The sequence below is a fragment of the Caballeronia temeraria genome, assembly GCF_001544795.2.
Classification (GTDB): domain Bacteria; phylum Pseudomonadota; class Gammaproteobacteria; order Burkholderiales; family Burkholderiaceae; genus Caballeronia; species Caballeronia temeraria.
Window position 1 is genome coordinate 16,396 of sequence record NZ_FCOI02000047.1, and the last position, 12,314, is coordinate 28,709.

16 protein-coding genes are annotated in these 12,314 nt (G+C 64.6%); 10 read left to right on the plus strand and 6 right to left on the minus strand.

Annotated elements, in window-relative coordinates:
* Positions 1 to 5: 5 nt before the first annotated feature.
* Positions 6 to 812 carry an endonuclease/exonuclease/phosphatase family protein gene (locus AWB76_RS35570; protein ID WP_061164775.1) on the minus strand — a complete coding sequence of 269 codons (807 nt, stop codon included), beginning with the start codon at positions 810 to 812 and terminating at the stop codon, positions 6 to 8.
* 50 nt (positions 813 to 862) lie between these two features.
* The gene (locus AWB76_RS35575) at positions 863 to 1,384 is read right to left on the minus strand and encodes a hypothetical protein (protein WP_061164776.1); all 522 of its coding nucleotides are present in this window, start codon (positions 1,382 to 1,384) and stop codon (positions 863 to 865) included.
* A 330-nt stretch (positions 1,385 to 1,714) separates the two neighbouring features.
* Here AWB76_RS35575 and AWB76_RS35580 point away from each other — a divergent pair, with 330 nt between their 5' ends.
* The 6 genes from AWB76_RS35580 (at position 1,715) to AWB76_RS35605 (ending at position 6,631) form a co-directional block, all read left to right on the plus strand.
* Positions 1,715 to 2,692, plus strand: coding sequence for an AAA family ATPase (locus AWB76_RS35580; RefSeq protein WP_061164777.1), 978 nt, complete (start codon positions 1,715 to 1,717; stop codon positions 2,690 to 2,692).
* 185 nt (positions 2,693 to 2,877) lie between these two features.
* Positions 2,878 to 3,978, plus strand: coding sequence for an NAD(P)/FAD-dependent oxidoreductase (locus AWB76_RS35585; RefSeq protein ID WP_061164778.1), 1,101 nt, complete (start codon positions 2,878 to 2,880; stop codon positions 3,976 to 3,978).
* Positions 3,979 to 4,109: 131 nt separating this feature from the next.
* Positions 4,110 to 4,427 carry a high-potential iron-sulfur protein gene (locus tag AWB76_RS35590; protein WP_061164779.1) on the plus strand — a complete coding sequence of 106 codons (318 nt, stop codon included), beginning with the start codon at positions 4,110 to 4,112 and terminating at the stop codon, positions 4,425 to 4,427.
* A 174-nt stretch (positions 4,428 to 4,601) separates the two neighbouring features.
* Entirely contained in the window at positions 4,602 to 5,885 is a 1,284-nt protein-coding gene (locus AWB76_RS35595; RefSeq protein ID WP_061164780.1) for an MFS transporter, read from the plus strand.
* Positions 5,886 to 6,056: 171 nt separating this feature from the next.
* Complete coding sequence (locus tag AWB76_RS35600; protein WP_157696294.1) at positions 6,057 to 6,368, plus strand: hypothetical protein; 312 nt, start codon at positions 6,057 to 6,059, stop codon at positions 6,366 to 6,368.
* On the plus strand, positions 6,365 to 6,631 hold the full coding sequence (locus AWB76_RS35605) for a Txe/YoeB family addiction module toxin (RefSeq protein WP_208606652.1): 267 nt from the start codon (positions 6,365 to 6,367) through the stop codon (positions 6,629 to 6,631). The genes AWB76_RS35600 and AWB76_RS35605 overlap by 4 nt, the downstream gene beginning before the upstream one ends.
* A 3-nt stretch (positions 6,632 to 6,634) precedes the next feature.
* Here the strand turns inward: AWB76_RS35605 and AWB76_RS35610 are convergent, their stop codons facing one another.
* Complete coding sequence (locus AWB76_RS35610) at positions 6,635 to 6,904, minus strand: hypothetical protein (RefSeq protein ID WP_061164801.1); 270 nt, start codon at positions 6,902 to 6,904, stop codon at positions 6,635 to 6,637.
* 55 nt (positions 6,905 to 6,959) lie between these two features.
* Positions 6,960 to 7,715 carry a Mut7-C RNAse domain-containing protein gene (locus AWB76_RS35615; protein ID WP_061164802.1) on the minus strand — a complete coding sequence of 252 codons (756 nt, stop codon included), beginning with the start codon at positions 7,713 to 7,715 and terminating at the stop codon, positions 6,960 to 6,962.
* Between AWB76_RS35615 and AWB76_RS35620 the strand changes: the two genes are divergently transcribed.
* The 4 genes from AWB76_RS35620 to AWB76_RS35635 all read left to right on the plus strand — a co-directional run bounded on the left by AWB76_RS35620 (position 7,714) and on the right by AWB76_RS35635 (position 10,391).
* Complete coding sequence (locus AWB76_RS35620; protein WP_279616472.1) at positions 7,714 to 8,703, plus strand: NAD(P)-dependent oxidoreductase; 990 nt, start codon at positions 7,714 to 7,716, stop codon at positions 8,701 to 8,703. The genes AWB76_RS35615 and AWB76_RS35620 overlap by 2 nt on opposite strands.
* Positions 8,704 to 8,799: 96 nt before the next feature.
* Positions 8,800 to 9,429 carry a LysE family translocator gene (locus AWB76_RS35625; RefSeq protein WP_061164783.1) on the plus strand — a complete coding sequence of 210 codons (630 nt, stop codon included), beginning with the start codon at positions 8,800 to 8,802 and terminating at the stop codon, positions 9,427 to 9,429.
* A gap of 151 nt (positions 9,430 to 9,580) precedes the next feature.
* Positions 9,581 to 10,018 carry a hypothetical protein gene (locus tag AWB76_RS35630; RefSeq protein WP_061164784.1) on the plus strand — a complete coding sequence of 146 codons (438 nt, stop codon included), beginning with the start codon at positions 9,581 to 9,583 and terminating at the stop codon, positions 10,016 to 10,018.
* Positions 10,019 to 10,025: 7 nt separating this feature from the next.
* Positions 10,026 to 10,391, plus strand: a complete 366-nt coding sequence (locus AWB76_RS35635; RefSeq protein ID WP_061164785.1) for a response regulator — start codon at positions 10,026 to 10,028, stop codon at positions 10,389 to 10,391.
* Positions 10,392 to 10,623: 232 nt separating this feature from the next.
* Here the strand turns inward: AWB76_RS35635 and argC are convergent, their stop codons facing one another.
* Positions 10,624 to 11,577 (minus strand): N-acetyl-gamma-glutamyl-phosphate reductase, encoded by a 954-nt coding sequence (gene argC / locus AWB76_RS35640; RefSeq protein WP_061164804.1) that lies wholly within the window; start codon positions 11,575 to 11,577, stop codon positions 10,624 to 10,626.
* A 46-nt stretch (positions 11,578 to 11,623) separates the two neighbouring features.
* A complete protein-coding gene (locus tag AWB76_RS35645) occupies positions 11,624 to 12,238 on the minus strand; it encodes a flavodoxin family protein (RefSeq protein WP_061164786.1) in 615 nt (204 codons plus the stop codon).
* Positions 12,239 to 12,314: the final 76 nt, after the last annotated feature.

Below are 12,314 nucleotides of genomic sequence, written 5' to 3' on the forward strand. Positions count from 1 at the left end.
GCGTCTTATTCCACGCGCAGCCGCGCCATGTACGGCAGGTGATCGGACAGCCATGCGGTGTCCTGCGTCGGAATCAGCCATTCGACGGGTTTCATGCCGCGCACGAACATCTTGTCGAGCGCGAGCGCCGGTGAAAATGCGGGGAACGTGCGGCCGGATTCGCCGAGCATCGTCGCAACTTCGCTCATGCCGAGCTCGCCGAAGAGCGGCACCGAGTCGTTGCGCCAGTCGTTGAAATCGCCCGCGAGCACGAGCGGACCTTCCGGCGCTTCCTTCGCGATCCAGTGCGCAATCCAGTTCATCTGACGCAGCCGCGCCTGACGCGTGAGCGCGAGATGCGCGCACAGCAAGGTGATGGCCTGGCCGCCGAAGGTCGCGCGCGCGACCAGCAAGCCGCGCTTTTCGAAACGATGCGCCGAGATATCCCAGCGCCCGGACAGATCGAGCGGATGCGGCGAAAGAATCGCGTTGCCGTGCCGCCACGACGGCTTGAACACGTTCGGCCCGAGCGCGATCTGCAATTCGAGCGCCGTGGCGATTTCGGTGGCCTGGCAATGCCAGACATCGTCGAGCGGCGCGTTGAGCGGATTGCCGAAGCCGCTCGCGAGCACGGGCTGCGGCATGCGCCGCGCCATCGCTTCCTGCAGAAAATAGACATCGGCGTTGGTGGTCTGAACCCACCGCTGCATCGCGTTCCACGCGCGCAGGCCGAGGGGCGAGCGGCCCTTGTGAAGATTCCAGCTGACCGCCGTGAAATCCGGCGTAGCCGAATGAGCGGACGGGCCTGGCGGAAGATGTTCTGGGTTTCGCATGCGTTCTTCGTCTTGAGCGGCGGCCTCTTCAGGCTATGTCACCGCGGTTGTCATTGCGCCGCCGTCGACGAGCCCAGGCTCGCGCGCACCCGGTACGCAAGCGACGGATTGCTGTCGATGATCTGCCATTGTCCCCATTCGCCCGGCTTGAGAACGAGCCCCGGATGCGATCCGCTGACCTGACGCGGCACCGGCGGCAGCTTGCAGCCGGACGGCGACGCGCGCGAGCTGTCGTCCTGCAAGGTTTCCTGAGCGTCGATGGCGAGCGTGATGCCGTCGGCGTTCGCGTTCGTCGGCGAGATGGTGATCGTGCGTTGCAGGTCGATGTCGCCCGCTTTCTGATCCGCGCACCCGACGCGGTTGCTCACCTTGTTGTGATGCGTATCGGTGCGCGCCTGCCCGACGTTCGTCGTGCCGGAAAACGAGTCGATCTGTTGCCCGTCGCGCACGACCTGCAATTCCCAGGTCACCGGCTGCGTGGACGTGGATTGCGCGCGCGCGCCGAATGCGGCGAAACAGGCGCCCGTCACGAGCGCGGCGTTGAGAAAAGCGGTGCGTAGCGTTTTATGCATTGAAAGCGACTCCTGCGCGCGAACTGTTCGGATGGCGGCGCGGTTCGACGCGACCGCGGGATCGGCGTTCCCGGCGACTTCCCTCTGACACGGCGGCTCGGGTCCGGTTCTGCCAGGCCGCGAAACACACAATTGTGGCTTGAGACGGAGCAGGTTTCGAACCCGCTCGCCGCCTCGATCAGAACGATGATACTAGCGCGCGCCGCTCGCGGCCGTATCGACGAAAACGGGCGTCCCAATTAGCAGCACACGCGTTCGACTGCTCGCTTGCATGCGGTTTTGGCGTCGATACACTGGACTCGTCGACCATAAAATATGACGGGGTGTGACATGACGACGGCCGTGGTCAAACAGGAACTGGCGGTGGCATCGTTCAGCAAGGTCTACAGTCTCGACGACGTGGAAACCGCGCTCAACGACCTGCCCGAAGGCGCGAGCGACGCCTTGCGCGCCACCTACGAAAAAATGCTCAAGGCGGGCAATCTACGCTTTTGCGTGAAGCCGAACCGCATGCCGTCCGTCGACGATCTCGCCGCCGAGCTGCCGAACTTCGAGGAACCGCTGGCCGATATCCGCAAGCAGATCGCGCTGTGCCTCGAAACCGAGGATCGCCTCGAACTCATGCCGATGCTGCTGCTCGGCGAGCCGGGCATCGGCAAGACGCATTTCGCGAAACAGCTCGCGCGGCTGCTGGGCACGTCGAATCACTATGTCGCGATGAGCTCGCTCACGGCGGGCTGGATCCTGTCGGGCGCGTCGTCGCAATGGCGCAACGCGAAGCCGGGAAAGGTCTTCGACGCGCTCGTGAACGGCAGCTACGCGAATCCCGTCATGACCGTCGATGAAATCGACAAGGCCACCGGCGACGCGCAATACGATCCGCTCGGCGCGCTCTACGCGCTGCTGGAGCACGACACGGCGCAGACGTTCGTCGATGAATTCGCCGAGGTGCCGATCAACGCGGGCAACGTCGTGTGGATCGCGACGGCCAACGACGCCCGCGCGATTCCCGAGCCGCTCATGAACCGCATGAACGTCTACGAGATTCCGGCGCCCGACCGCGACGGCGCGCGGCGCATCGCGCAGTCGATTTACGCCGGAATCCGCAATGCCCACGCGTGGGGCGCGCGCTTCCCGGAAACGCTCGGCGACGCGCCTCTCGACGCGTTGACGCAGGCGTCGCCGCGCGGCATGCGGCGCGCGATGCTCAACGCGTTCGGCAATGCGCGGATCGACGGAAGACATCGTGTAGAGGCGCGCGATATCCAGATCGACCGCAATTCGCGCAAAAAAGCGATGGGTTTCTAAAACGCGCGTCTTTCGAAATTTGCCAAAAAGGCCGTCAAAACCTGTCATTTTTGACATCTGGCGGCCAGATTCTTGCCTTTTTCTGAATTGCACCGGAAAACGATGCAATTGATGTGTGTTTGTTGTGTATCGCGCAATAGTCCCGAACGTAAAATAGTTGGGACAAATTTGCCGCGGAAGAAGACATGGATCGGATCGAGTGCGTGGTAATCGGAGCGGGCGTCGTCGGACTGGCGATCGCCCGCGCCCTGGCCAAACGCGGGCGCGAGGTCATCGTGCTGGAGTCGGGCGAGGGCATCGGCATCGGCACGAGTTCGCGCAACAGCGAAGTGATCCACGCCGGCATCTACTATCCGCGCGGATCGCTCAAGGCCGAGCTGTGCGTGCGCGGGCGCGACATGCTCTACGCGTTCTGCCAGGAACACGGCGTGCCGCACCGGCAATGCGGCAAGCTGCTCGTCGCGACGGCGCGCAATCAGGTGCCGCAACTGGCGGCGCTCGAACAGAAGGGCACCGAGAATCGCGTGAAAGGGCTCGTGCGCATCAGCGGCGCGCAGGCGTCGGAGATGGAGCCGCAACTGCAATGCGTCGAGGCGGTGTGGTCGCCGCTGACGGGCATCGTCGACAGCCATCAGTACATGCTCGCGCTGCAGGGCGAGGCGGAAAATCACGGCGCGAATATCGTGTTCCACACGCCGGTCACATCGATCGATGCGCGCGAGGGCTGTTTCATCGTCGAGACGGGCGGCGAATCGCCGGCGCGCTTTCGTGCCTCGTTTCTCATCAACAGCGCGGGGCTGCACGCGAACGAGCTCGCGCGGAGCATTCGCGGACTCGACGACCGTCACGTGCCGCCGCTCTACTTCGCGAAGGGCAACTATTTCAGCGTGAGCGGGCGCGCGCCGTTCGAGCGGCTCATCTATCCGATGCCCAACGAAGCCGGCCTCGGCGTTCATCTGACGATCGATCTCGGCGGGCAGGCGAAATTCGGCCCGGACGTCGAATGGGTGCCGACGCTCAATTACGACGTCGATCCGCGCCGCGCCGATTCTTTCTATGCCGCGATCCGCGCCTACTGGCCCGGCCTACCCGACAACGCCTTGCAGCCCGCCTACGCCGGCATCCGGCCGAAGCTGTCCGGGCCGGGACAGGCGGCGGCGGATTTCGTGATCCAGGGTAAATCGGCGCACGGCGTGCCGGGGCTGGTGAACCTGTTCGGCATGGAATCGCCGGGATTGACGGCGTCGCTCGCGATCGGCGAACGCGTCGCCGACATGGCGCGCTGACGCGCATGCGACTTTCCGCCGTCGCTTATCTCTAACATTTGGCGTCGTCGACTCGCTTCCAGATTGCTATGCTCGGGTATCGCCGTCGCCAAGAACGGCGCTTCCCCCAATACAACATGGAGTGAGTCACCATGAAGACATCACGTCGCACGTTTCTCATTACGAGCGTGGGCGTCGCCTCGACGTTCGCGCTCGGCTCGAAGGCCGCCTTCGCCGCCGACGCACCGAAAGTCGCGGAAAACGATCCCACCGCGCAGGCACTCGGCTACAAGGAAGACGCGAGCAAGGTCGACAAGGCCAAGTACGCGAAGTACGCCGCCGGCCAGGACTGCGGCAACTGTCAGTTCTATCAGGGTAAGCCGACGGACGCCTACGCGCCGTGCCCGATGTTCAGCAACAAGCAGGTCGCGTCGAAGGGCTGGTGCAGCGCGTATGTGAAGAAGGCATAAGCGCAACAGACGTCATTCGGGAAGCGCGCCCGGCCGAAAGGCCCGGCGCGCTTTTCTTCGTTTTCATTTAGCTTGATCGCGGGAAAAACCGTCTTTACACTCGGCGAGGCAAAAAGAGCCGCGCGTGCGCATCTTTAGCGCGTACGTCCGATGCCAACGACCTCAGGGGATCGCATGCCAGGAAGAGCAATGAACGCGCGCGCCGTGACGGCGGCGGTCATCGGCAACGCGCTGGAGTGGTACGACTTCACCGTGTTCGGCTTCATGACGGTCGTCATCGCCCGATTGTTCTTTCCGGGCAGCAGCGACTATTCGTCGATTCTTCTGACCACCGCGACCTTCGGCGTCGCGTTCGTGATGCGGCCGGTCGGCGGCATCGTTCTCGGGCTGTACGCGGATCGCGCGGGGCGCAAGGCGGCGCTGACGCTCGTCATCGGATTGATGACGCTCGGCATTTTCCTTCTGGCGATTGCGCCGCCGTACTCGGCGATCGGCATCGGCGCGCCGCTCGTCATCGTGTTCGCGCGGCTGTTGCAGGGATTTTCCGCGGGCGGCGAGTTCGGCAGTTCGACCGCGCTCCTGATCGAAGCGGCGCCGTTCTCCAAACGCGGCTTCTACGGCAGCTTCCAGATGGCGAGCCAGGCGGCGTCGCTGCTGCTCGGCGCGATCGTCGGGTCGGCGATCTCGCGCGGATTGTCGCCCGAAGCGCTCGATTCCTGGGGCTGGCGCGTGCCGTTCATCTTCGGTCTCGTGATCGGGCCGATCGGACTGTATATCCGCCGCAACATGGCCGATACCGAAGCGTTCCTGCACGCGAAGAAAACCGCGCGCCGCGCGACGCTCGGCGAAGTGTTCCGCACGCATAGCCGCGAAGTGCTGTGCGGGCTCGGCTCGGTGATCGCGCTGACGGTGAGCGTGTACGTGCTGATCGCCTATCTGCCGACGTTCGCCGTCAAGCAATTGAAGCTGCCGTTCGGGCAGTCGTTCACGGCGTTGATCGTCGGCAATCTGCTGCTGACGGTGCTTTCGCCGATCACGGGTGCGTGGTCGGATCGCATCGGGCGCAAGGGGCTGTCGCTGTGGTCGCTCGCGATCACGCTCGTCATCATCTATCCGCTCTTCGCGTGGCTCGCGGCGGAGCCGAGCGTGATGCGGCTCGTCGTCGTACAGGCGCTGCTGTCGATCGCGCTGTCGGGCTACTATGGGCCGTTCGGCGCGCTCATCGCGGAGTTGTTTCCGGCGCACGTGCGCTCGACGGGGCTTTCGCTCGCATACAACATCGCGGTGATGATCTTCGGCGGCTTTGGGCAGTTCATCGTGACGTGGCTCATCCGCGTGACGGAGTCGCAGCTCGCGCCGACCTTCTATGTGATGGCCGGGCTCACGCTCTCGCTGATCGCGGTGGCGTGCATTCCGGCGACGCGTCACGCCGACGTCGACGAAGCGCGCGGCCTGTGACGGCGATTCTTCCTATTCCGTTCGGACAGGTGGCATCGCGCGGGCGTTGGCGGTCATAATCGGCGCATCGTTGTTCGAGTGCGCGGGTGGAATATGGTTAGGATGGTTGAATTAATCGAGCGGGATTAGGACGAAGCGCGGGAAGGCGGGCGGTTGAGCGAGTGGGGCGCGATGCCGTTGCTGGATTCGGAGGAGCTGGTCGTTGTATCGAAGGAGCGGCTGGAGTTGTACGCGGCGCGTCTCCAGGAAGTCGAAAACGAATTGTGCCGGCGGTCCGTCGATGAGGCGCTGGAGCAGTGTAAGGCACGGGGAATCACGCTCCTTTCGCCGGAAGATCTCGAAGAGGAAGAAGCGTCGCCCGGTGGAAAGTCTGCGCGCGTGCGGGGCAGGCGAGCGATCGAAAGCGGAGTGCGAGCGTCGAAAATCTCGTTCTTCGAGATGTTCCGCAGCTTGTTTGCGAAGCGAACGAAGCAGGCCGGATGATGGCGCGCGGCGTGAAGTTTTTGATGCCGAGCTGGCTCGACTACCATTTCTGGCGCGGCACGGATGCCAAGATCTTCGATCGGCTGACGGGCCTGATCAACGAATCCTGCCGCAGCCCATTCAAGGGAAGGGGCAAGCCCGAGCCGCTTAAGCGCGATCAGGCGTGGTCGCGGCGCATCGACGAGAGGAATCGCGTCGTGTATCTCGTCACGGACGAGCATCTTGTCATCGTTCGCTGCCGCGGCCACTACGGCGACAACTAGCGCTTACCGCTCCAACCCGGCCTTCACCAGCAACTCCGCCAGCACTTCCGTCATACCGCCTTCATGCGTTTCGGCGCGCTCCTTCAACTGCTTGACGAGCTTTTCATCGAGCTTGCATGCGAATGGCACGAGCCCTTTCGCCTGATCGAGCTTGCGCTGCTCGCGCCGGTCGATCTTCTGCGCATCCGCGGCGCCCGCGCGGCCACGGCCGCCTTGCTTGAGATCGTTGGCGAGTTTGAACGCCTTGGTCTGTTCCAGTTCGAATTTGTTCACGCGATGCTCCGGTCCGACGATTGATTGCAAACGCAGTATTGTATGTGAACGGACTTCAGCGGCCGGCCTCTGCCAGCGCATCGATGCGCGCCCGCATGCGTCGCCAGTGCGAACCTTCCCAGAACACACGACGACACACGTCGCAGGTCACGAAGCGCGCATGCCGCTCGCGCACGCCTTCGGGCACGCGGTCATCGATTTCGCCAGGCGCGGCCGGACGCAACGGCGCGTTGCACATCAGACACAGACGGAACGCGCGCACGTGCGGCCCGAGATCGAAGCGCTCCGAGACTTCGCGGAACTGGTCGTCGGCTTGCAGCGTGCGCACGTAGCATCCGTGCAGAACGGTGCGACGCTTGAGCAGTTCGCGATCGCGCGTGAGGACGATGCGCGCCTCGTCCTGCGCGAGCTGCTCGATTTCATCGTCGGGGAAGTTGTTGTCGTAGCGCGTGTCGAAGCCCGCGAGCCGCAGCAGTTGCGCGAGCCCGCCGAGATGCGCATCGGCGATGAAACTGAGACCCGCGGCGTCGAGCGGCGGCCGTAGCAATAGCGCGCCGTTTTCCATGCCGGCGGGTGCCTGACGCGCGGGATACACCTCGATGAGATCGTCCGGCTCGATCTGCGCGTCGAAACCGACCGCGCGGCCGGCCTTCGCGATCAGATCCACTTCCGTATGCGGCACGCCGAGCGCCTCGATCATGTGCTTGGTCGACGAAGACTTCGCGCACGCGCACACGAACGTATGCCCGCGCAGGGATCGAGCGAGGAAATCGTTCAGTTCGCGATGGAAGTGAAAGCGCGCCTTGACCATGCAGCAGTATGGCATCGGGCGCCTGAGCGCGCTTTGCGTCGATGTGCTCTACTGGCGCTCGGTCCGCGCGGCGTCAAGCGCGCGGCAGACGGACAAGGCGAAGGAGTGCACGAGCATGGATATCGGATTCATCGGACTGGGGGAAATGGGCGGCGCGATGGCGGAGCGCGCGCTCAAGGCAGGGCACACGGTGCGCGTCTGGAACCGCTCGCGCGACAAGACGCGAACGCTCGCCGATCAGGGCGCGTCGGTGGTCGATACGCCCGAGCAGGCCTTCGCCGGCGACGCGGTGTTTTCCATGCTCGCCGACGACAACGCGCTGCGCTCCGTGCTCGTCGATGGCGGCTTGCTCAAGCACGCGCCGAAGGGACTCGTGCACGTCAACATGGCGACGATTTCAGCGGCGCTCGCCGTCGAACTCGCCGAACTTCATGCGCAGCACGGCGTCGCATATGTCGCCGCGCCGGTGCTCGGGCGGCCGGACGTCGCGGCGGCGGGCAAGCTCAACATTCTCGCGGCGGGCGCGAGCGACGCGATCGACCGCGTGCAGCCCGTGCTCGATGCGCTCGGCCAGAAAACCTGGCGCGTCGGCAGCGAGCCGCAGCACGCGAACGTGCTCAAGCTCGCGGCGAATTTCATGCTGGCGTCGGCGATCGAGAGCTTCGGCGAGGCGGCGGCGCTTGTGAGCGGCCACGGCATCGAGTCGCAGACGCTGCTCGACGTCATCACGAATTCGCTGTTTCCCGGGCCCGTGTATCAGGGCTACGGGAAGATGATTGCCGAGCGCCGCTACGAGCCGGCGCTCTTCAAGGCGCGTCTCGGGCTGAAGGACGTGCGTCTCGCGATCGCCGCCGGCGATGCCGTCAACGTGCCGCTGCCCGTGGCGAGCGTCGTGCGCGACAACCTCGTCGATGCACTCGCCCACGGCGACGGCGAGAAGGATTTCGCCGTGCTCGGTCAGGTGGCGGCGCGCCGCGCGGGGCGCTGATTCCCTATGTGCGGTGTGGCGAAAGCGCGGTTCTGCCCGAATCGGCGAGGGCGGACGGCATAATGCGAATCCCGTTTCCTTCTTCGTCACGCCGCAATGAGCCTGCATCTCTGGTGGCTGTTCGTCGCCACTGTCTTCGTCGTTTCCGCGATTCCCGGTCCCAACATGCTGCTCGTCATGACGCACGGCGCGCGTCACGGCCTCAGGCGCTCGACGGCGACCATGGCCGGCTGTCTCACGGCGCTCGTCATCATGTTGTCGGTATCGGCGGCGGGTCTGGGCGTGTTTCTCGACGCATGGCCGCGCCTCTTCGACACGCTGCGTCTGACCGGCGCGGCGTATCTCGTCTGGCTCGGCGTGAAAAGCTGGCGCGCGAAGGCGAGCGCGATCGATATCCGCGATGAAAGCGGCGCCACGCGCTCTTCCGGGCGTTTCACGCTCTTTCGAAATGGCTTTCTCGTCGCGAGCAGCAATCCGAAGGCGATCCTCTTCGCGGCGGCGCTGCTGCCGCAGTTCATCGACGCCAGCCGGCCGGTGCTGCCGCAATTCGCGGTGCTCGTATCGACGTTCGCGGTCATCGAAGTGAGCTGGTACGCCGTGTACGCGGGACTCGGCGCGCGCATCGGCGACAAGCTGAAGAGCGCGAGCGTCGCGCAGGCGTTCAACCGGCTGACAGGCGGCGTGTTCGTCGGCTTCGGCGCGATGATGGCGCTCGTGCGTCACTGACACGTCAAACGTCTGCATAAACGGGTGCGCGAGTTGCTTCCGTTTGCAGTGCTTCATTCGCTTTCGAACATACATGCGCGAATGCCGGGCGCATAGTCGCGCTCGTCCGGTACGCGGCGGAATGAAAAGAACAGCAAAAGGGAGACGCCTCATGCATCCGTCTGGCCGACGTGCCGCTTTGGCCGTCTTGCCGCTCTGCTTCGGCGTACTGGCAGCGGCGCCCGCGCGTGCCGACGACACCCCGAGCCCGTGCGACGCGCTCAAGCGCATCGTGGCGGCGGCGCCCAATTTCTCGTCGCTATCCGCATTCGACGGCCGTCCGGTCGCGCTGCCCTATGGCGACGACGCGAAGTGCGCCGCCTCCCAAAGCAACTATCGATGCACGTGGACGCCGCACGGCGGTTCCAGCGCCGACGCGCTGCAGAGCGTCGCGGCGGACATCGCGTCGTGCCTGCCCGATGCCACGCACGACCAGAATTCGCCCGCGCGCCAGCACTTCTATCTGGGCGCACGCGGCGCGCGCACCGGGATCACGGCGGCGCAGGCCGGACCGAACACACTGAAGCTCGAGATTGACGGTTCCCAATGAGGCCATCGTGAGCAAGCGCATCCTGATAGCCGATGACGACGACGATGCGCTCGCCGGCCTCGCGAATCTGCTGACCGGCATGGGCTACGAAGTCGCGCTCGCGGCAAACGGCGCGCAGGCCGTCGAAGTCGCCGCGCAGTTCGATCCGGAAGTCGTGGTCCTCGATCTCGGCATGCCGCTCGTCGACGGCCTCGCGGCGGCGCGCGCGCTGCGCACATTGCCCCACGGCCACGCGATGATGCTCGTCGCGCTGACGGGCTGGGGGCAGCCGCAACATCGGGAAATGACGCTCGAAGCCGGTTTCGACGTGCATCTCGTGAAGCCGATATCAGCCGATCAACTCCAGTTCATCCTCTCGATGATGCAGCCCTGATTTCGGGTTGCAGCGCTGCGTCAGCGTGCCGCAACACGTAATGTTGCGACGCACCAATATTCTTGATATATTTACTCCTGTCTCCTCCATGTCTCCACTGATATGGATTCAGCCCGCCAGCCTTGGCGGGCTTTTTTTCGTCTTTACGTTTCGATGCTGCGCCGCATCGACAGATATAAAAAAGGCCGATCCGCGTCGAGCGAACCGGCCTTTTTGTCTAGAGGAAGCGCAATCAGCGGGCGAGGCCCGACTCCTCGTCCGCGCCGATCGCCAGATTCATACACTGGATCGCCGCGCCCGACGCGCCTTTGCCCAGATTGTCGAGCCGCGCCACGGTCACGAAGCGCTCGTCGTTGCCGAAGACGAAAATGTCGACGCGATTCGTTTCATTGCACGCCTGCACATCGAAGAAACCGTCGTCGAGATTGCTCGCGGCGTCGAACGGCATCACGCGCACGAACGGCTCGTTGTTGTAATACTCGGCGAGCATGTCACGCACGTCCTGCGGCTTGGCGGGGCGCGCGAGCTGATCCGGCGAGAAATACGTCGTCACGGCGAGGCCCTTCAGGAACGAACCGACGATCGGCGTGAAAATCGGCGCGCGCTTCAGACCCGTGCGCACCGACATTTCCGGCAGATGCTTGTGCGTGAGACCGAGCGCATACGGGCGCGGGCTCGTGAGCTTCTCGTTGCCGCCCGCTTCGTACTCCGCGATCATCTTCTTGCCGCCGCCGCTGTAGCCGGTGATCGAGTAGGCGTGGGCGTTGAAATCGGCGGGAACGAGACCGCCCGCGACGAGCGGCTGCACCGACAGCACGAACGCCGACGCGTGGCAGCCCGGCACCGCGATGCGCTTCGACGTGCGCAGGCGCTCGCGCTGCGCACGCGACAACTCCGGCAGGCCGTACGCCCAGTCGTCCTGCGTGCGGAACGCGGTGCTGGCGTCGATCATCACGGTGCGCGCGTTGTCCGGCGCGACGAGCGAAACGGACTCGCGCGACGCGACATCCGGCAGGCACAGGAACGTCACGTCCGATGCGTTGATGAGCCGGCGGCGCTCCTCGACGTCCTTGCGCTTCGCTTCCTCGATGCGCAGCACTTCGATGTCACGGCGCTGCGACAGATATTCGAAAATCTTCAGGCCGGTGGTGCCTTCCTGTCCGTCGACAAATACTTTCGTGGTCATCTCGATCTCGCTGGTTCGTGCGGTTGCGCGCCGCAAAACCGACATTCTAAGGCGATTCCGAGGCGGGTTGATGTCCGCCGTTTTCGACGTCGCCGTGATGGCCGATCCAGCGCGCCGTCACCGCCGCGATGCGTGCGCCGAAAACCCTCGCCGTTTCCAGATCGCCGGGCGGCGGCGCTTCCTCGGGAGACGCATCCGCGGGCGATTGCGTGAGCAGGCCCGTGAAGCCGCCGACGAAGTTCAGGTCGTTGCGCGTGGCCGCCTTCGTGTTCGACGGCATCAGGCCCGTGCCGACCCAGATCATCCCGTGCTGCATCGCCAGCGTGACGAAATAGGAAATGGTCAGGAATTTGTCGCCGTTCATGTGCGCCGAATTCGTGAAGCCGGCCGCGATCTTGTCCTTCCATTTTTGCGCGAACCACGGCTTCGAACTCGCGTCGGCGAACTTTTTGAAATCGGCGGATGGCCCGCCCATGTAGGTCGGCGCGCCGAACACGATGGCGTCGGCGGCGTCGAGCTCGGCCCAGGCGGCGTCGTCGATGTCGCTGACGGCGATCAGTTTCACGTTCGCGCCGGCGTCGGCCGCGCCGGCGAGCACGGCTTCGGCGGCCTTCTTCGTATGGCCGTAGCCGCTGTGATACACGATGATGATGTTCGGCATGGTTTCCCCGAGTCGTTCCGTGCGCCGCGGCACGCGCCCAGGGCGTACCTTGCGGACGGTCCGGCCCAGTCTAGCA